This is a genomic window from Maribacter sp. C-4077 (assembly GCF_055378385.1).
Genome location: NZ_AP038807.1, coordinates 3,000,685 through 3,019,224 on the forward strand (window position 1 = coordinate 3,000,685; position 18,540 = coordinate 3,019,224).

At 42.1% G+C, this 18,540-nt stretch carries 17 protein-coding genes; 8 read left to right on the forward strand and 9 right to left on the reverse strand.

Annotation, left to right across the window (positions count from 1 at the left end):
* Window positions 1-137 precede the first annotated feature (137 nt).
* Window positions 138-2,336, forward strand: coding sequence for a DNA helicase RecQ (gene recQ, locus ACZ41C_RS12915; protein ID WP_464565758.1), 2,199 nt, complete (start codon window positions 138-140; stop codon window positions 2,334-2,336).
* A 5-nt stretch (window positions 2,337-2,341) separates the two neighbouring features.
* Here the strand turns inward: recQ and ACZ41C_RS12920 are convergent, their stop codons facing one another.
* Entirely contained in the window at window positions 2,342-3,286 is a 945-nt protein-coding gene (locus ACZ41C_RS12920; protein ID WP_464562002.1) for a S66 peptidase family protein, read from the reverse strand.
* Window positions 3,287-3,515: 229 nt separating this feature from the next.
* Between ACZ41C_RS12920 and ACZ41C_RS12925 the strand changes: the two genes are divergently transcribed.
* Complete coding sequence (locus ACZ41C_RS12925) at window positions 3,516-4,028, forward strand: fasciclin domain-containing protein (protein ID WP_138257647.1); 513 nt, start codon at window positions 3,516-3,518, stop codon at window positions 4,026-4,028.
* 69 nt (window positions 4,029-4,097) lie between these two features.
* Here ACZ41C_RS12925 and ACZ41C_RS12930 read toward each other — a convergent pair whose 3' ends face one another.
* The 4 genes from ACZ41C_RS12930 to ACZ41C_RS12945 all read right to left on the reverse strand — a co-directional run bounded on the left by ACZ41C_RS12930 (window position 4,098) and on the right by ACZ41C_RS12945 (window position 7,681).
* On the reverse strand, window positions 4,098-5,342 hold the full coding sequence (locus ACZ41C_RS12930) for a carboxypeptidase-like regulatory domain-containing protein (RefSeq protein WP_419776391.1): 1,245 nt from the start codon (window positions 5,340-5,342) through the stop codon (window positions 4,098-4,100).
* Window positions 5,343-5,553: 211 nt separating this feature from the next.
* Window positions 5,554-6,291: a 23S rRNA pseudouridine(2604) synthase RluF gene (gene rluF / locus ACZ41C_RS12935; protein WP_154916658.1), complete on the reverse strand. Its 738-nt coding sequence runs from the start codon at window positions 6,289-6,291 to the stop codon at window positions 5,554-5,556.
* Window positions 6,292-7,431: a serine hydrolase gene (locus tag ACZ41C_RS12940; RefSeq protein WP_464562005.1), complete on the reverse strand. Its 1,140-nt coding sequence runs from the start codon at window positions 7,429-7,431 to the stop codon at window positions 6,292-6,294. It abuts the gene before it with no gap.
* A gap of 7 nt (window positions 7,432-7,438) precedes the next feature.
* Entirely contained in the window at window positions 7,439-7,681 is a 243-nt protein-coding gene (locus ACZ41C_RS12945; RefSeq protein WP_464562007.1) for a hypothetical protein, read from the reverse strand.
* Window positions 7,682-7,873: 192 nt separating this feature from the next.
* Here ACZ41C_RS12945 and ACZ41C_RS12950 point away from each other — a divergent pair, with 192 nt between their 5' ends.
* From ACZ41C_RS12950 to ACZ41C_RS12975, 6 genes are all read left to right on the forward strand, one after another.
* Complete coding sequence (locus ACZ41C_RS12950) at window positions 7,874-8,752, forward strand: peptidyl-prolyl cis-trans isomerase (protein ID WP_464562009.1); 879 nt, start codon at window positions 7,874-7,876, stop codon at window positions 8,750-8,752.
* Entirely contained in the window at window positions 8,739-10,166 is a 1,428-nt protein-coding gene (locus ACZ41C_RS12955; RefSeq protein ID WP_138257653.1) for a peptidylprolyl isomerase, read from the forward strand. The genes ACZ41C_RS12950 and ACZ41C_RS12955 overlap by 14 nt, the downstream gene beginning before the upstream one ends.
* 2 nt (window positions 10,167-10,168) lie before the next feature.
* A complete protein-coding gene (locus ACZ41C_RS12960; protein WP_154916649.1) occupies window positions 10,169-11,122 on the forward strand; it encodes an AAA family ATPase in 954 nt (317 codons plus the stop codon).
* A gap of 182 nt (window positions 11,123-11,304) precedes the next feature.
* Window positions 11,305-13,578, forward strand: coding sequence for an aconitate hydratase (locus ACZ41C_RS12965; protein ID WP_138257655.1), 2,274 nt, complete (start codon window positions 11,305-11,307; stop codon window positions 13,576-13,578).
* Window positions 13,579-13,776: 198 nt separating this feature from the next.
* Window positions 13,777-14,331, forward strand: a complete 555-nt coding sequence (locus ACZ41C_RS12970; protein ID WP_317129169.1) for a TlpA family protein disulfide reductase — start codon at window positions 13,777-13,779, stop codon at window positions 14,329-14,331.
* Window positions 14,332-14,417: 86 nt separating this feature from the next.
* Window positions 14,418-15,125, forward strand: a complete 708-nt coding sequence (locus ACZ41C_RS12975) for a DUF3291 domain-containing protein (protein WP_464562013.1) — start codon at window positions 14,418-14,420, stop codon at window positions 15,123-15,125.
* Here the strand turns inward: ACZ41C_RS12975 and ACZ41C_RS12980 are convergent.
* From ACZ41C_RS12980 to ACZ41C_RS12995, 4 genes are read right to left on the reverse strand one after another with little or no spacing between them, the layout of a single operon-like run.
* Window positions 15,122-15,757: a carotenoid biosynthesis protein gene (locus ACZ41C_RS12980; RefSeq protein WP_464562015.1), complete on the reverse strand. Its 636-nt coding sequence runs from the start codon at window positions 15,755-15,757 to the stop codon at window positions 15,122-15,124. The two genes, ACZ41C_RS12975 and ACZ41C_RS12980, sit on opposite strands and share 4 nt — an antisense overlap.
* Complete coding sequence (gene crtD, locus ACZ41C_RS12985; RefSeq protein ID WP_464562017.1) at window positions 15,750-17,228, reverse strand: 1-hydroxycarotenoid 3,4-desaturase CrtD; 1,479 nt, start codon at window positions 17,226-17,228, stop codon at window positions 15,750-15,752. The genes ACZ41C_RS12980 and crtD overlap by 8 nt, the downstream gene beginning before the upstream one ends.
* A 3-nt stretch (window positions 17,229-17,231) precedes the next feature.
* On the reverse strand, window positions 17,232-17,678 hold the full coding sequence (locus ACZ41C_RS12990) for a sterol desaturase family protein (protein WP_154916639.1): 447 nt from the start codon (window positions 17,676-17,678) through the stop codon (window positions 17,232-17,234).
* Window positions 17,679-18,518: a phytoene/squalene synthase family protein gene (locus ACZ41C_RS12995; RefSeq protein WP_138257661.1), complete on the reverse strand. Its 840-nt coding sequence runs from the start codon at window positions 18,516-18,518 to the stop codon at window positions 17,679-17,681. It lies immediately after the preceding gene.
* Window positions 18,519-18,540: the final 22 nt, after the last annotated feature.

Here is an 18,540-nt window from a genome sequence, read left to right on the forward strand (position 1 = left end):
ATTACGTAAACTTAATTTGATTGGGTATCTATCCATCAATATTTTAGTTCTATCAGATTGTTTGAAATAATTATTTAATTTCTTTCGGGGTCGGGGCCCATTCGCCATAATCCGACGCTGTAAATTTGAAATACTGTATAAGTTTGAATGAGATTGATATACATGCCGCGCTAAAAAAATATTTTGGTTTTTCTCAGTTTAAAGGACTTCAAGAAGGCGTTGTAAAAAATATTTTGGAGGGACGGAACACCTTTGTAATTATGCCTACGGGCGGAGGAAAGTCCTTGTGCTATCAATTGCCTGCGCTTATGCAGGAAGGAACGGCCATAGTGGTCTCCCCTTTGATAGCTTTGATGAAAAATCAAGTGGATGCCATGCGGGGCGTTTCGGCCGAAATGGGAATTGCCCACGTACTTAATTCTTCCTTGAACAAAACCGAAATCAAACAGGTTAAAAAGGATATTACGGACGGTACCACTAAATTGCTCTACGTGGCACCGGAATCGCTTACAAAGGACGAGAACGTAGAGTTTCTGCGTTCGGTTAAAATATCCTTTGTAGCCGTGGACGAAGCCCATTGCATTTCAGAATGGGGCCATGACTTTAGACCGGAATATCGAAACTTAAAAGCCATCGTTGCCAGATTGGGAGAGGATATACCTATGATCGGTCTCACGGCCACCGCAACCCCAAAAGTGCAGGAGGATATCATCAAAAACCTTGGTATTACCGATGCCACCGTTTTTAAAGCATCCTTTAACCGTCCCAATCTGTTCTACGAAGTGCGGACCAAGACGGACAATGTGGATGCGGATATCATCCGATTCATAAAGCAGAACGAAGGCAAATCCGGCATTGTATATTGTTTGAGCCGTAAGAAAGTTGAGGAGCTCGCCCAAGTGCTTCAGGTAAATGGAATCAGTGCCGTTCCGTATCACGCGGGTTTTGATGCCAAGACACGATCCAAATACCAGGACATGTTCCTGATGGAAGATGTAAATGTAGTAGTAGCCACAATCGCCTTTGGGATGGGAATAGACAAACCAGATGTAAGGTATGTCATCCATCACGATATCCCCAAAAGTATCGAAAGCTATTATCAGGAAACCGGTAGGGCCGGTAGGGACGGGGGCGAAGGCCACTGTTTGGCCTTTTATTCATATAAGGATATTGAAAAATTGGAAAAATTCATGTCCGGAAAACCGGTTGCGGAACAGGAAATAGGCAATGCCTTGTTGCAGGAGGTAGTTGCCTACGCCGAAACTTCCATGTCCCGCCGAAAATTCATGCTCCATTATTTTGGGGAGGAGTTCGATGAGATAAACGGCGATGGTGCCGATATGGATGACAACACCCGAAATCCCAAGGAAAAGGTGGAGGCCAAGGACGATGCCCTTAAATTGCTTAGGGTGGTCCAGGGAACCAGTGAAAAATTCAAATCAAAGGAAATAGTCAATACCCTTAGAGGAAAAAACAACGCATTGATAAGTTCCCACAAAACCAATGAAAAGGAGTTTTTTGGGATTGGGTCCGACAAGGATAAGAGCCATTGGATGGCCTTGATCAGGCAGTTTTTGGTTGCAGGTTATATACGCAAGGACATCGAACAATACGGAGTACTGCACCTAACCGAAAAAGGCCAGAAGTTTTTGAATAATCCGCACTCCTTCTTGATGACAAAAGACCACGTTTATAATGCCGAAAATGACAACGCGATTGTTGGGGCCTCCAAAGGCGGTGGTGTTGCCGATGAAAAATTGCTCAAGCAATTGAAGGACCTGAGAAAGTCCCAGGCCAATAAACTAGGGGTGCCCCCATTTGTAGTCTTTCAAGATCCCTCTTTGGAGGATATGGCACTAAAATATCCAATTACCTTGGAAGAACTACTCAATGTCCATGGTGTGGGCGAGGGCAAGGCTAAGAAGTACGGTACCCCTTTCGTGTCCTTTATCGCATCGTATGTAGAAGAAAATGATATCATCCGTCCAGATGACCTCGTGGTAAAAAGTACCGGGGCCAATTCAGGATTGAAATTGTACATTATCCAAAATGTGGATAGGAAACTACCTTTGGATGACATCGCTTCGGCCAAAGGTTTGGAAATACCTGAACTCATCAAGGAAATGGAACAAATTGTCTACAGCGGCACCAAGCTGAATTTGGATTATTGGATAGATGAGGTCTTGGACGAAGACCAACAGGAGGAAATCCACGAATATTTTCTAGAAGCGGAAACTGACAACCTGGAAGAAGCTATGAAGGAGTTTGATGGTGAATATGAGGATGAGGAATTACGACTCTACAGGTTGAAATTTATCAGTGAAGTGGCGAATTAGGATTGTTATTTTGTAACTGGTTTTTGAATTATTTTCAATTGTAAACGGTCTGCATCAAAATATGCTTCCATTCCTATGGGAAAGGTAAAGTTCTGTTCCACATGTCCAAAGCTAAAGCCATAAGCTGCGGGAATTTCCAGTGGTTTTATCCTATCCAGTATTACTTCCTTTAAGGTAAAAGAATTGGGATTGTTACTTGTATTGCATCCTTTGCATACTCCAAAAAGGATGCCCGAAGCCTTTTTGAACGTTTTACCTTCAATTAATTGGGTTAACATCCTATCGATTCGATACGGTGACTCCTCCACATCCTCTATACATACGATCTTATCCGTAAAGTCAATTTCATGGGGCGTACCTATGAGGGCATTGATCAAAGTAAGGCTTCCGCCGCAAAGTTCACCTTTTGCCTCGCCCGGGTTTATGGTATAGCGTTCATATTCCGCATCTATAAGCTGTTCCTTCGTAAGCGTGGCATTTCGTATCACCCTATTTTCTTTGGGCTTTTTAACGATATCGATAAGGGCCTTTTGGGAATAACCATCATCAAGGGTACTTCCTACCGGGCCATGAAAAGTGATAAGACCGGTCATTTGATGAATACCGTTCAAAAGAGCGGTAACATCGCTAAAGCCAATTAGGGCCTTGGGATTGGAGGCTATCACCCCATAATCTATCAAATGCATGATTCTGGTGCATCCGTATCCGCCTCGTATACAAAGTATGCCGTCCACAACTTTATTTTCGAACATATGGTTGAGATCGGTTGCCCGTTCTTCATCGGTATTACTGAAATAACCATATGGTTTGGATAGCCTTTCCTTACAATAGACATTATATCCCATTTTTCGTAGGACCGACTTGGCCTTGGTCAAGGTTTCTTCGGAAAATCGGTATCCGGGGGCTATCAATCCAATGGTGCCCCCTTTTTTTAAGGGCTTCGGATACAATTTACCTGTTAGTTTGACCGATTTCCCAGTTTTGGGGAATTCTTTTCCGTATACAAGTTGATAGACGGATAGGCTTAGGGCGGCGGTTAGGAACTTTCTTCTAGGTAATATTGGCTAGGTATTAAAATAATTTAATAATGTTTAACTATTTTAAAAATTAATTAAACAAAAATTAAGATTATGCTATGAATCAATCGCATACATTTGGATAAATCTAAAAAAAAGAACTATGAAAATTTTAAAAATTACCACAGTATGCGCTTTCCTTCTTTGTTTGACCGCGGGTTTTTCCCAATCGGACAATATCGTAGGGGTCGCCGCAGGAAACGAGAATTTTACCACGTTGGTAACCGCTGTTAAATCTGCCGATTTGGTAGGAACCTTAAGTAGTGAAGGTCCTTTTACAGTGTTTGCGCCAGTGAACAGTGCCTTTAGTGCCTTGCCCGATGGTACAGTTGAAAGTCTTTTGAAGCCGGAAAACAAGTCTACGTTACAAGGAATATTGACCTATCACGTAGTATCCGGTGAGTATATGGCCAAGGACGTAATCAAGGCGATAAACGATAACAATGGCGAATTCAATGTTAAGACGGTTGCGGGAGGTGATATAACCCTATCTTTGTCAGACGGAAATGTGATGTTGAAAGATGCTAAAGGTGGCATGGCCAAAGTTGTAATGGCCGATGTTGATGCCTCAAACGGTGTAGTACATGCCATTGATGGCGTGGTAATGCCTAAATAAGGTTATTTTGCCTTACAAAAAAGCCGTTGCAAATTTTTGCAACGGCTTTTTTCTTAACATTCATCTGGTTTATTGCGATGCGGCCGAGGTACCGCCGTCAATTTTCCCTCTTTTCAATTGCCGTTGAATTTTACGAATCGCGGATTCAATGGATTTTTCAGGTTCTATGATATTGTATTCCCCCCAAAAATCCGGGTCGGCAAAACCTATGGCCTCATCGGTCAGAATTATATCGGATTTAATTCGGTCCTTATACTTTGGAATCTCGTTGCTCAAGTTCTCTTCCCAATCCGTTATGGCCATTTCACAGCTCATGCTATAAACGGAATTAAAAAGCCTTTTGTCCCAATTGATTTTAAACTCCATCAACACGTTGCTATAGCCATAGTACCATTTTCCATCTTTCTCGCGGTAGTCTACCCTGTAGGCGACCTCCGTGGGCCAAACATCCGCATTTCTGGGTTTCTTTCTCACGAACATTTGGGCGGCAAGATCTCGATCAGTTATATTAAGGGAATAAATGGCACTGGTCAATATTTTATTGTCCACATCTATGTATAGTTTTCCCGTATAGAGGGGATCTATTATCCCCGGTTTTTGGGTGAAATCTATCACATAGATTAATTTATCGTCTACCCTCGTAGAATTTGAGAATGAAAAATCATAGTACTCGAACATATCGGCCGCAAAAATATAATCGGGATATTTTACCATATCCACGAACAAAGCGTTGAAAGGACCGCCTTGAAGCTTCAAAGCAAGCGTGTCCAATTTACTGTAGTCCGTGCTTTTACGTGCTTTAAAAAGTTTCAGCGCATCGCTTTTATTACTGGAGTAGGGGGCCTTGTAAATATTTACTACAGCCTCAGAAAGACTCACGTTCTGCCTCCTTCTTTTTATGGTTTCCCGGTAAAAGGCCGTCATCACGGTGGGATTATCGATATAGTTTTCCCCCCGTTTTTTCAAGGTTTCCCTAACCAGTGCCCTGGCATCTTTCGGTATACTGAGGCTTACTTCGGACAGTTGCGTTACGAGTTCCGTCATACCAATTTCATTGCCTTCGGATTTAAATTGCAACATGGGGATTCGTTTGGTCCTGTAACCTAAAAACGATACGATGACATTTTCACTAGTGTTGGAATCCGGCACCTTTAGCGAAAATTCACCTTCTGTGTTCGTAATTGTACTAATATTGGTATTTTCCAACGTAAGGGTCGCAAAAACCAATGGTTTTTTGGTTTCGCTGTCATACACCTCCCCTAGATATTCTTTGAAGCCTTCTTCTTGGGAAAACAGTCCGATACTTATAAACATAAAGGTAAAAAACCATCCAATCCTTGGATTGAAAACGTCTTTCATTTTTTGGAGATTTATTTTCTTGTTCATATCAATTTGATTTTAAGCAATCTTTGGGAACAATTCCCTTTTTCCTACCTAAAATAGTGATATTAAGAGTGATATAAAATAAATTTTAGTTAAAATAACTGGTTTTGAAGTTTTTGCCGAAGTCGGAATACGGCATGTATTATCCTTTGTGGGTCTTGGAAGAACGACTGACCAATCTTTGAATTTCCTTTAATTCAGAAGCGGTAAGATCGCGCCATTTTCCCACGGGTACATCCAAGGTAACGTTCATAATCCGAATTCGCTTCAATTTTTTTACCCGATAGTCCAAGTATTCGCACATGCGCCTAATCTGTCGGTTCAAGCCTTGGGTAAGGATAATCCTAAATTGATATTTACTGACCTGATGTACTTCGCATTTTCGTGTGACGGTATCCAAAATAGGCACCCCGTTTCTCATTTTCTTTAAAAATTCGGGAGATATGGGCTTATCCACGGTAACCAAGTATTCCTTTTCATGATTGTTTCGGGCCCGTAAAATCTTGTTTACGATATCGCCGTCGTTCGTGAGGAAAATCAAACCTTCGCTCGGTTTGTCCAACCTACCGATGGGAAAAATCCTTTTTGGATAATTGATGAAATCGATGATATTGTCCTTTTCCACGCCTGTGTCCGTTGTACAAACAATTCCAACGGGTTTATTAAACGCGAGGTATACCGGTTTTTCTTTAGGTTCGGAAATCGATTCGCCATCCACCTGTACCAAATCCCCTTCGGATATCTTGGTGCCCATTTCAGGAACTTTTCCATTGATGGTCACCCGCCCCTGTTCTATGAGCTTATCGGCCTCCCTACGGGAACAATAACCGACTTCGCTCAGATATTTGTTGATACGGGTTTGTTTGGGTGCTTCTGGCATCTATCTCTTTCTTTCTAGTTCCAATCTGTGGATTTCCCTTCCCAGTTCGGCTAAAAAGGGAATACCTATTTCATTGTATTCATAGGCATCGTCATTGAAGATTCCATCCTTGTTTACCAAAATGGTCGCCGTGAGCATAAAATCCACCTTGTTTTTAGTGTCCTTGATGTAGGCGCAATCGGTCAGCGTACCATAGGCAAACCCCACCTTATTGTAGATTTCCATATGGGAAGGTATGGTATCCTTGGTGTCTCCGTATATGAAAAATTTACAATAACCATCATAATATTCCGTAGGGTCATAGCCCGCATTTCTTGGGAGTATCTTCATCGCTTCCAGTAAAAACGCATGTTGATCTGGGGACAGGTTGAATCGCTGTTCTGGACGGAATTGTTCAGGGAATATCACCCGCTTTAGGACACCGTGTTGGGCCTCAATGGGGTAGTAGTTTTTCAATGAAAAATCAAATGGATCCTCCATCAAAGTATCGTCTTCATAGTAGCCTATTCCTTTACGAATGTTTTTCAGGGATAACCGTATTGGAGCCAAATTTATACTAGGTTTCGTTATGCCAGTGGTACTATCGTTCAAATAGATGATCAAAGGTTTGGTTTCCAGGTCTTCCGAGTGATAGCCCAGTCTATGTGAGATACGGACGGGTTCTACGCCCTTTTCCCATAAAGAAGCGTTTATGGCATCCTGTCCCAACAGTTCCACCAATCGGTTGTTGGCCAAATTGTCGCTAACGCTGAAAATTTCTACAACATCCTTGGAGAATGTCGATTCTAGGGTGTCGCCTTCCACATAATAACGTACCTCCCTGTTCAGGGTATCCGTCTCGTTCAATCGTTCCAAGCCCAGTACTGCTATGGGAAATTTGACCGTGCTGGCGGGATAGAAGTAAGCGTCCTTATCCACCTGAAAATCATAATCGGTAAAAAAAATACTGTCGTTTTTCCTATCGATTTTGGTATACCTGATTTGGACTTCGTACCGATCAAGGCTATCCATGACCCTCTTTATTTTCGGGTTGTTGGAACTTAGTGCAACTTCCAAAAGGTTATCGTTCACCGGTTCGTTCGAACAGGAAAAAAATAACCCAATGATCAAAAGGCCCAAGAGCCTTAATGATATATACAACGTGTGATTAATTTTCAACATAAACTTCCCCTCTATGTGGTTTTAATCGATCCCGCATGGCAGTCATATCCCGTTCATGAACGACCAGGAAGGCTATACTGTGCATATCGTTCAATTCCGTGAAACCCGTTGTGATCGCCGCTACCTTTTCCAAGGTAATGAATTCTTTGAGATGAATTTCATGGTGCTCTGCGATCTTGTGCGCGGCGGGACCCCTAAAGTCCCATATCAATTTGATCTGTCTTTCCAAAATAATAAACTAATGGGTATCAAAATTAACATTTGGACCTTGTTTTTCCATGGATTTCAAAAATTTTGTTGCGTTTGTCCAACTTTTTGAATGCAATTTTTCTAGGATTATCGCCTTATTCTGTTAAGGAAAACCCATAGCGTTTGTTCGGGATATTGTATTTGCTATTTTTGCAGGATGTGTAGTTCTCAAATGATACCACGGGGAGTCCTTTATTTGTTGATGGCGGTAGGAACTGTTTGTATCCTCGTTTCATGCGAGGGGTATTTCAACAAAAAAGAGGAAAAGGAGCCGTTGGCCAGGGTGGGCGAGTCGTATCTTTACAAAGAGGACGTGAAGCCCCTTCTTAAAGAGGGAATGTCCAAAGGGGACAGTGCTTCTTTCGTAACCAATTATATCAATAACTGGGCCTCCAAACAACTACTGCTTTCCAAGTCCAAGATCAACCTACCGGAGGAAAAGCTCCGGGAATTCGATGCTTTGGTCGATGCGTATAGAACAGACCTGTACACCAGGGCCTATCAAGAAGCTTTGGTATCACAGGGGACGGACACATTAATTTCCGAAACCCAATTACAGGAATTCTATGACAGACAAAAGGAAAATTTCAAATTAAAGGAGCGTATCGTGCGCATTCGTTTTGTGCAATTGCCCCTTAATTTTTTGAATCAGGACGAAGTTAAGCAGCGCTTACGAAGTTTTGACGAGGAGGATTTGACGTATCTGGATTCCATTGGGGTACAGTTTAAGAAGCTGAATTTTAACGATTCCATTTGGGTGAGTTCTTCCAGGATATTTGAGGAAATTCCACCCATAACCTTTGATAATCAGGATAGATACTTAAAAAATTCACAATTTTTTGAATTACAGGATTCAATCGGGGTATATTTGGGCAAAATAGAGGAAGTAAAGGATGTCAATGATATCGCACCACTTTCATACATTGCACCTACCATAAAGCAAGTTTTATTAAGTCGCAGAAAAATCGACTACCTGCGAAAACTAGAAACCGAAATCATAGATGAAGCAATCAGAGAAAAAGAATTTGAGGTTTACAATGACAACAAGTAGGAGACTGTTGACCTTTTTGGCAAGTATCTTTTGTGCAATTTTGACGGCCCAGGAGAATACGGAAGAAGGCGCGGAGGCATCGGCAAGTGTTGAAACTCCCTCTAAGAAAGACTCCACAAACTTTAAGCGGATCAAATTGGACGGAATCGCCGCCGTAGTGGGTGATTATGTAATCTTGGATTCCGATATCGAAAAAACCCTCATCGATTTAAAAAGTCAGGGTGCATCCACGGAAGATATTACGCACTGTAGCCTTTTGGGCAAGCTGATGGAAGATCGATTATACGCACATCAGGCCGTACAGGACAGTATTTTGGTTTCCGATGATGAGGTGAATGCCACGGGCGAGCGTCAATTACAGTCCCTGGTGCAGCAGATCGGTTCTATGGAGAAGGTCTTGAAGTACTACAAAAAGGAGGACGAGCAAAGTTTTAGGGAGGAGTTGTTCAAGATCAACAAGCTACGAATGCTGTCCGAAAAAATGCAGCAGGATATTGTTTCAGAAATAGAGATAACCCCAGAGGAAGTACGTCAATTCTTTAACAAGATTCCTGAAAACGAACGGCCTGTTTTTGGTGCCGAATTGGAAATCGCCCAGATTGTGAAGGCTCCGGAGCCTTCACAGGAAGAAAAGCAGAAGGTGATAGACAAGCTTAATGAAATAAAGGCCGATGTTGAGGACAACGATGCCAGTTTTAGCGTAAAGGCCATTTTATATTCGCAAGATCCGGGCTCTAAATCCAAAGGTGGATTTTATAGTATTACCAAGGACACAGGATTTGATAAGACATTTAAGGACGTAGCTTTCAGCCTAAGGGAAGGGGAGGTTTCGGAGCCTTTTGAGACCATGTTTGGGTTTCATATTATTTACATTGAAAAAATAAGGGGTCAGGAGCTCGATCTAAGACATATTTTGATTCAGCCCGAAATTTCGGATAAGGCCTTGGCCGAGGCTAAATCGGAATTGGACAGCATCCGTCAGAAAATTATAGAGGGGAAATTTACCTTCGCTGAGGCGGCCCTGAACTTTTCGGACGAAAAGGAGACAAAATTCGATGGTGGCTTGCTAAGAAACCCGCAGGATTTCAGTTCCCGTTTTGAACTTACTAAAATGGATCCTACCTTGTACAATCAGGTACGTGATTTGCAGGACGACCAAATATCCTATCCCATTTTGGAAGCTGACCCAAGGGGAGGTCCATCCAAGTACAAAATTCTTAAGGTGACCAATCGATATGACGAACACGTTGCCGATTTTGCAAAGGACTACACCAAAATTCAACAACTTGCCCTAACGGAAAAGCAATATAATGCCATCAAGGAATGGATGGAAGATCATATTGAAGATACGTATATTAGCGTAAGCGATGCCAACAGGGATTGTGATTTTGCCAATAACTGGGTAAAGGAATAAATATGTCAGATGTTGCTGCCGTTAAATTATTGGTCGAAAAACATAATGCCTTAAAGAAGGAAATAGCCAAGGTAATCGTTGGCCAGGAAGCCGTTATAGACCAAATATTGCTCTCCATCTATACAGGAGGACATTCCCTTTTAATCGGTGTTCCGGGGTTGGCCAAGACCTTGATGGTGAATACCATTGCCCAAGCCCTAGGATTGGATTTCAAGCGCATCCAGTTTACACCAGATCTCATGCCCAGCGATATCTTGGGTAGTGAGGTTTTGGACCAGAACAGAAATTTTAAGTTCATCAAGGGCCCTGTTTTTTCCAATATTATTTTGGCCGATGAGATCAATAGAACCCCACCCAAAACACAGGCTGCCCTTTTGGAGGCCATGCAGGAAAGGGCGGTTACCATTGCGGGCCATCAATATAAATTGGATTTGCCCTATTTTGTTTTGGCTACCCAAAACCCCATAGAGCAGGAGGGAACCTATCCCTTGCCCGAAGCGCAGTTGGACCGTTTTATGTTCGCGATAGAATTGAAGTATCCAAGTATTGAGGAAGAGGTCATGGTCGTAAAAAATACGACTTCAACAACCAAATACCATGTGGAGCCGCAGTTCAACGCCCAGCAAATATTGGAAGTACAGGAATTGGTCCGTAAAATTCCCGTTCCTGACAATGTTGTGGAGTATGCGGTAAAATTGGTCAACAAGACCCGACCAAATTTGGAATCCGCCTCGGATTATGTAAAACAATACGTTGATTGGGGAGCGGGCCCGCGCGCCTCCCAAAACTTGATCCTGGCAGCGAAGGCGAATGCCGCCATCAGCGGAAAATTTTCACCGGATTTCGAGGACGTACAGAAAGTTGCCTATGGTATCCTAAAACACAGGATCATAAAAAACTACAAGGCAGAGGCCGAGGGTATTTCCGAAGAGGCAATTATCAAGCAGCTACTATAATTTCCAAAACCCGAAAATCTGTTTTCCGCAAGATTTAAGCGTCTTTGAGCGTTAAATTCGGTATTCCGTAAATCTAATTTTCTGGGAATGGCAAAAAAGGGTTTATTCCTTTGTTTAAAATTTTAATTGCGCCTTAGATTTTCTTAATTTTACGGAATTGCTTTAACATTAAATAGAGAAATATGGCATTTGATATTGATATGATTAAAGGGGTGTACGCCAATATGGCTGAGCGGGTGGATAAGGCCCGTGAAATTGTGGGAAAACCACTGACCCTTTCGGAGAAGATTTTGTACGCTCACTTGTGGGACGGTACTCCCACTAAGGCCTTTGTTAGAGGCAAGGATTATGTTGATTTCGCTCCGGATCGTATTGCTTGTCAGGATGCAACGGCTCAAATGGCCTTATTACAGTTCATGCAAGCCGGAAAACCAAAGGTGGCGGTGCCTACCACCGTGCATTGTGATCACTTGATCCAGGCGAAAAGTGGTGCTGCTGCAGATTTGAAGACGGCCAATTCCACGAGTGCGGAAGTATTTGATTTTTTGGAATCCGTTTCCAATAAATACGGTATCGGGTTTTGGAAACCTGGTGCCGGAATCATTCACCAAGTGGTATTGGAGAATTATGCATTTCCAGGTGGCATGATGATAGGAACCGATTCCCACACCGTGAATGCAGGTGGTTTGGGAATGGTGGCAATTGGTGTAGGTGGTGCCGATGCCGTCGACGTCATGGCCGGAATGGCTTGGGAGCTAAAGTTTCCAAAGTTGATAGGGGTGCGTTTGACCGGGAAAATTTCAGGTTGGACCGCTCCAAAGGATGTAATTCTTAAAGTTGCCGAAATTCTTACTGTGAAGGGAGGAACCGGAGCTATTGTTGAATATTTCGGTCCCGGTGCCAAGGCGCTTTCCTGTACGGGGAAAGGAACCATATGTAACATGGGTGCTGAAATTGGGGCTACAACATCAACCTTTGGTTATGACGACTCCATGGAAAGATATTTGAGGGCCACGGATAGGTCTGATGTTGCCGATGCCGCCAATAAAGTACGGGAGTATCTTACTGCCGATGAAGAGGTATATGCCAATCCGGAACAGTATTTTGATCAAGTCATTGACATCGACCTTTCAAAACTGAATCCATTGTTGAACGGGCCTTTTACGCCGGATTTGTCCACTCCCGTTGGCAAGGAAATGACCAAGAAAGCCACGGAAAACGATTGGCCAATGCAGGTAGAATGGGGACTTATAGGTTCGTGTACCAACTCATCCTATGAAGATTTGTCAAGAGCTTCCTCTATTGCGCAACAGGCTTTGGATAAGAAACTAAAGACAAAGGCGGAATTTGGAATTAACCCAGGTTCTGAACAAGTACGTTTCACGGCGGAACGGGATGGTATCCTTGGCATATTCGAGAAATTGGATGCCAAGATATTTACGAACGCCTGCGGACCGTGTATCGGACAGTGGGCGCGTTACAGTGATCCAAAGAATGCACCCAAGAACAGCATCGTTCATTCCTTCAACAGAAACTTTGCAAAACGTGCGGATGGAAACCCAAATACCCATGCATTTGTGGCTTCCCCAGAAATTACCGCTGCCATAGCGATAGCGGGCAGGTTGGATTTCAATCCAATGACGGATACCTTGATCAATGAGGATGGCGAGGAAGTACGATTTGAGGAACCAACAGGATGGGAATTGCCACCCAAAGGTTTTGAAGTGGAAGATGCCGGTTATCTAGCGCCCAAAGAGGATGGCTCCAGTGTAAAGGTAGTTGTGGACCCAACCTCGGAAAGGTTACAGCTTTTGGATCCTTTCGAGCCCATCCAGAATGAGTCGTTACAAAACGTCAAATTGTTGATAAAAGCTTTTGGAAAGTGTACCACGGACCATATTTCCATGGCCGGACCTTGGTTACGCTTTAGGGGCCATTTGGACAATATCGCCAATAATACCTTGATCGGTGCGGTAAACGCTTTTAACCAAAAGACGAATTTGGTAAAGAATCAGTTGACCGGTGAATACGAAGGTGTGCCCGATACCCAAAGGGCCTACAAGGCGAAGGGAATAAAATCCATGGTTGTTGGTGATCACAACTATGGGGAAGGCTCGTCCAGGGAGCACGCTGCCATGCAGCCAAGACATCTTGGTGTAGCGGCGGTTTTGGTAAAATCCTTTGCTCGTATCCATGAAACAAACTTGAAGAAGCAAGGGATGTTGGCTTTGACTTTCGCCAATGAGAATGACTATGAGTTGATTCAGGAGGACGATATCTTCAATTTTGTTGATATAGCCGATTTTGCTCCGGACACTCCGTTGACGATTGAGATTGTTCATGCCGATGGTTCCAAGGACACCATAAAGGCAAACCATACCTATAACGATGCACAAATTGGATGGTTTAGGGAAGGTTCCGCTTTGAATGTTATCAAGAAGCAGAATGCAGCATAATCTAGTAGTAATCTACCACTGGGCGATCCCATGAGGCATTCGCGGTAGATGCACTTTTTTTTCGAGGCCTGCCCGACAGGTGTTCAGGCGGGCAAGCCTTGAAGTATTGAACCCCTTGGCGGTGCCAATAAAATAAATTAGGAAAACTCCCGAAACTATTCGGGAGTTTTTTAGTTTTGGGTATTCCATAAACTGAAGATGAAGAAACAAACATTTTTCACACTTTTGATCATCGCATTTGTGTTGTCCTTCTTTGTAACCCCCCTTGGTGATTATAGCAAGATTCTTTTAAATAGATGGTTGGCCATGGCACCTACCATAATAACTCCGGAAAAGAGGGGTAAAATATCCAGCTACGATTGGACACTAAAGGATGAAGATTGGAAGCTCTTCAGTTTTGAGGAGGCTAAAGGCAATGTGGTGTTTATTTCTTTTTGGACCTCTTGGCATATGCCATCACAAGCTCAGTTAAAGGATATCCAAAGTCTATACGAAAAGTATAAGGGTAGGGTTAATTTCTATATCATTACCAATGAGGAGCGGGCCCCTGTGGAACTGTTTATGGAAGAGCATGGGTATACGTTTCCTGTTACGTACAGGATTGTGGGTGAAGACAGTCCGGTTACTATATTAAAACCGCCCGGATCCTATATAATCGATAAAAACGGTTTCATAGCCGTTCATCAAAATGCGATTGCCGATTGGGACAATTCTGCTGTGGATGCATTGTTGGAGGAGCTAATATCGGAATAAAACGAAACGGGTTTCCATAAAAAAACAGCAACAATATTCATTTTGTATCTTAGATATTCCTAAATGGCAATTTTCAGGAATATCGTATGTCCCAAATCACAACACTCACTTTTTTTAGATATACCAATTTTAGCAGTAAGTTATGGGCCTTTGGCGAAATGCAATTTGCACATGCAGGGCTTTCCAAAGTAGAAGGTCTTCAAATGTACAAACTTATGGGAAGCGGTAGAGAAGGCTTTAATCCCTTACCGGATTGGTCTGTTTATGGCTTGCTTCAGATATGGAATAATGAAACTTGTGCTAACGAGTTTTTCAATGCCTCGACTATTATGCAACGTTATTTGGGGAAAAGTGAAGAAAGATGGACGGTTTACATGAAAAACACTACGGCAAAGGGGGATTGGGATGGTAATAATCCTTTTATCAAAAGTGAATCTTTGGAAGAAGCGAATCCGTACATTGCCGTAATCACTAGGGCGACAATCAAAACAAGAATGCTCCTTAAATTTTGGAAATATGTTCCAACATCCCAAAAATCCCTAGCTGGTAATAGGGGTCTTTTATTTACAAAGGGGATAGGTGAGGTCCCTTTTTTACAAATGGCAACATTCAGTATTTGGAGTGATAAGGAATCCCTTATGCAATTTGCCTACGCGAGCAAAGAACACCAAAAAGCGATCCAAAAAACAAGGCAGTTGAATTGGTATAAGGAAGAACTTTTTTCCAGGTTTCAGCCTTACAGGTCCATAGGTACTTGGATGGGCAAAAACCCACTATATGACTTAGAAAATTAGAAAAGGAAAAACCCAAAGAAAACAAGTTGGGCCAAATACAGATGGATTGAAAATTGTTTATTTCCCTCTATTTTTAAGACCCTTAGTAGTATCTGGAACAAAATCGCCAAGGCGAACCATGTCGTATAATTTTCAAGCGGTGCCATACCACCTTCAAAAGTCCAAAAATCGAATACTGGGGCATTGTGCTCCATAATAAAATCAAGTAAAACCATAAGGCCCGCGGCCAATAAAATCTTGGGGATGGATTTTAATTTGGTATAATCAAGCATACTTGCCGTGATAAAGGTAAGAAGGGCCCAGTATGTACCAATCAAATAAGGAACCCCGTCAAGTTTTGGGCCTAGGTTATTCCCATATGCATACTCCCCAAACAAAATTCCATAGTGTACCCCAAGCCATTCGGCAAACATGCCACCACAAAAAAACAAGACAAAGGCAAAGGACTTTATTGGAGTATTGATGGGATAAATAAATAAAAAGAGCGTTAAACTGATTATTAGGTTCAAAGGGGTTTTTTGAATAAACCATTCCAAATCCCCCGAAGCGATTCCAATAATGGCCGAAATATGAAATAACCATACGATGCCAATAGCTATGAGGACCTTATATTTGGATAGGGTTTCAAGCATTTGGAATGGGGGTTGGAACCAAATCGGAAACAATTTTCGCGGATAAAAGACAAAGGGGAATCCCCCCACCTGGATGTACGGATCCTCCACAGAAATATAAATTTTCAATCGATTTTGAAAAATTCGCATGCCTTACAAAGGCGGCAAATTTATCATTACTTGCCGCGCCATAGAGGGCTCCCCGGAATGAACTTGTACTGCTTTCAATCCCAACTGGGTCCAAAATATGCTCCGTAGTTATGAATTCTTCAATGTTTGTTTTTAGGATCCTATTTATTTTGGAAACAATGTTCTTTCTCGCCACTTGTTTTAGCTCGCGCCAATCCTGCCCATAGTTTCCTGGAGCGTTTATCATCACGAACCAATTCTCATGGCCCTCGGGCGCATCCCTGACCTCTTCTTTAGAGGTAATATTGATGTAGATGGTAGGGTCCGTGTAAAGGGTCTTTTGGTCAAACAAAGCTTGGAATTCATCAGGGTAGGAATCAGTAAACAGAATATTGTGCAAATCCAGTTGTGGAAATTCCTTTGAAATCCCCCAATAGAATATGAGTGCGGAACTTGAGCGTTCTTGTTCCAGGGTTTTTTTTGGATAGGGTTGGTCCTTCAGCAATTTTTTATAGGTAGGATACACATCCATGTTGGAAACCACAATATCGGCCTTATGCGCGACTCCCTTGGATAGTACGCCAATAGCCTTTTTATTTTTAACAATGATATTTTCTACCGGATGTCCAAACTTGAAGCTGACCCCTTTTTGTTTGGCAAATTCATATAACGAAAGACTAATGCTGTGCATTCCTCCCTTGGGAAAATAGGTGCCATAATGCATTTCCAAATGGGGAATCATGGACATGATGCCTGGGGTTTTATAGGGCGATGAGCCATTATACGTGGCATACCGATTAAAGAGTTGTACCAACTTTGGGTTTCTAAAATACTGCTTATTGACCGAGTCTAAAGTGTCGTTTAAGTGTAGTTTTCCAATTTGAAGGATGGACTTTATTGTTTGTCTTGATAGGTACGTGGAGAGCTTATGAAGGGACTTTTCCAAAAATAGGTTCGCGGTCAAATCATATTTTTCGCGGTTTCTTTTTAAATAGGATTTTATTTTTTGTGGAGGTTCATTGAAGCTCTCGGATGCGTCTTTTATAAACTTTTCTATATCCGATGCCACTGAAAATCGGTGTCCATCTTCCCAAAAATAATTACAGACAATTTGTTTTTTACTGTATTGAAAATAAGTTGGGAAATCCTCTTGATACAGTGCAAAAAGTTCGGTGACCAAATGGGGCATCGTGAACAAGGAGGGTCCCAGATCAAAACGGTAGCCATCCTGCTCGATAGCGTGAAGTTTACCTCCAGGGTAATCGTTGACTTCCAGAACCGTTACTCGGTAACCTTTTTTGCGAAGTCTTAAGGAAGTGGCTAAACCACCAATGCCGGCACCGATTACCAAAGCATGGGGCATTGGCTATTTTTTAAAATATTTGAAGGGCACTACCAACATTCCAAAACATTCCCCGTCCTCTTTTCCCAAGTGTTTGTGATGGATTTTGTGGGCGCGTCGTACACCACGTGCATACCAATTGTTTGCGTTACGGAAAATTTTGAATCTTTGGTGTATGAAGATGTCGTGTACAAAAAAATATGCGATACCATAGGCCAAAATTCCAAAACCAAGGGGATATCCATACCAAAATCCGTTTGCTCCGGTGTAAAACAGTGACATACTTACAATGGCATAAAAAATAAAGAAGGCATCGTTCCTTTCAAACCAGGAATCATGATCTTTATGGTGATGGTCCTTATGCAAGGACCAAAGGAAGCCATGCATGATGTACTTGTGAGTAAACCAGGCCATAAATTCCATAAAAGAAAATGTACCTAAAAAAATAATTATCCAAAGAAACGTATTCATTTAAACTAAGTTCATTTTATATTTAACATAAGATCTTGCCAGAAGACCGAATTTTTCATAATCAGGAACCCGTATACGGGTGCTTTTAATTTCCATGGACGGGGTGTTTTGTAATTTTTTAAGAAGCCTAGTGTAATATCTATAGGCCGTATATACCCCGAATTTTGCCTCAATGGGCAGTTTTACGATACCTTTGTACCCCTCTTGAAAATCTCGTTGTATCTCTTGAACGATTTCCATTTTTGAATCTTCGTCCAGAGCAGCGAGATTGGCGTTTGGAAAATAAGTGCGGTTTAACTCCTCAAAATCGGCCTTTACATCCCTTAGGAAATTCACCTTTTGAAAGGCAGAACCTAGGGCCATGGCAGATTCCTTCAGATTTTCGTAGGATTCATCACAGCCCTTGACAAATACTTTAAGGCACATAAGACCAACTACATCCGCGGAACCATAAATATATTCTTTATACTCGGCCTCGGTTTTGTAAACGTTCTTGGTCAAATCCGCCCGCATACTTTTCATAAAGGAATCCACTAAATGAATGGGGATGTTGTATTTATGGAACGTGTATTGGAACGAGTTTAGAATGGGGTTCAAACTTATTTTGTTTTCCAGTGCGGCGGCAAGTTCTTCCTCAAATTTATCGAATAAGGTCTTTTTATCATACTCGTGGAAGGTATCTACAATTTCATCGGCAAACCTTACAAAACCATAAATGTTGTATATGTCCCCACGTATGGAACCATGAAGCATTTTTGTTGCCAAGGCAAACGATGTACTGTATTTTTCGGTAACGATTTTACTACACTGGTAGGATACCTTGTCAAAAGTGATTTTCATGTGTTCATTTATATGGTTAAAG

Coding starts and splice junctions, on each gene's coding strand:
- ACZ41C_RS12955 (WP_138257653.1), top strand. CDS start 8,739: ATGACAACAAGTAGGAGACTGTTGACCTTTTTGGCAAGTATCTTTTGT.
- ACZ41C_RS12930 (WP_419776391.1), bottom strand. CDS start 5,342: ATGTTTATAAGTATCGGACTGTTTTCCCAAGAAGAAGGCTTCAAAGAA.
- ACZ41C_RS12970 (WP_317129169.1), top strand. CDS start 13,777: ATGAAGAAACAAACATTTTTCACACTTTTGATCATCGCATTTGTGTTG.
- ACZ41C_RS12960 (WP_154916649.1), top strand. CDS start 10,169: ATGTCAGATGTTGCTGCCGTTAAATTATTGGTCGAAAAACATAATGCC.
- ACZ41C_RS12980 (WP_464562015.1), bottom strand. CDS start 15,757: ATGCTTGAAACCCTATCCAAATATAAGGTCCTCATAGCTATTGGCATC.
- ACZ41C_RS12950 (WP_464562009.1), top strand. CDS start 7,874: ATGATACCACGGGGAGTCCTTTATTTGTTGATGGCGGTAGGAACTGTT.
- ACZ41C_RS12975 (WP_464562013.1), top strand. CDS start 14,418: ATGTCCCAAATCACAACACTCACTTTTTTTAGATATACCAATTTTAGC.
- rluF (WP_154916658.1), bottom strand. CDS start 6,291: ATGCCAGAAGCACCCAAACAAACCCGTATCAACAAATATCTGAGCGAA.
- ACZ41C_RS12995 (WP_138257661.1), bottom strand. CDS start 18,518: ATGAAAATCACTTTTGACAAGGTATCCTACCAGTGTAGTAAAATCGTT.
- ACZ41C_RS12965 (WP_138257655.1), top strand. CDS start 11,305: ATGGCATTTGATATTGATATGATTAAAGGGGTGTACGCCAATATGGCT.
- crtD (WP_464562017.1), bottom strand. CDS start 17,228: ATGCCCCATGCTTTGGTAATCGGTGCCGGCATTGGTGGTTTAGCCACT.
- ACZ41C_RS12990 (WP_154916639.1), bottom strand. CDS start 17,678: ATGAATACGTTTCTTTGGATAATTATTTTTTTAGGTACATTTTCTTTT.
- ACZ41C_RS12925 (WP_138257647.1), top strand. CDS start 3,516: ATGAAAATTTTAAAAATTACCACAGTATGCGCTTTCCTTCTTTGTTTG.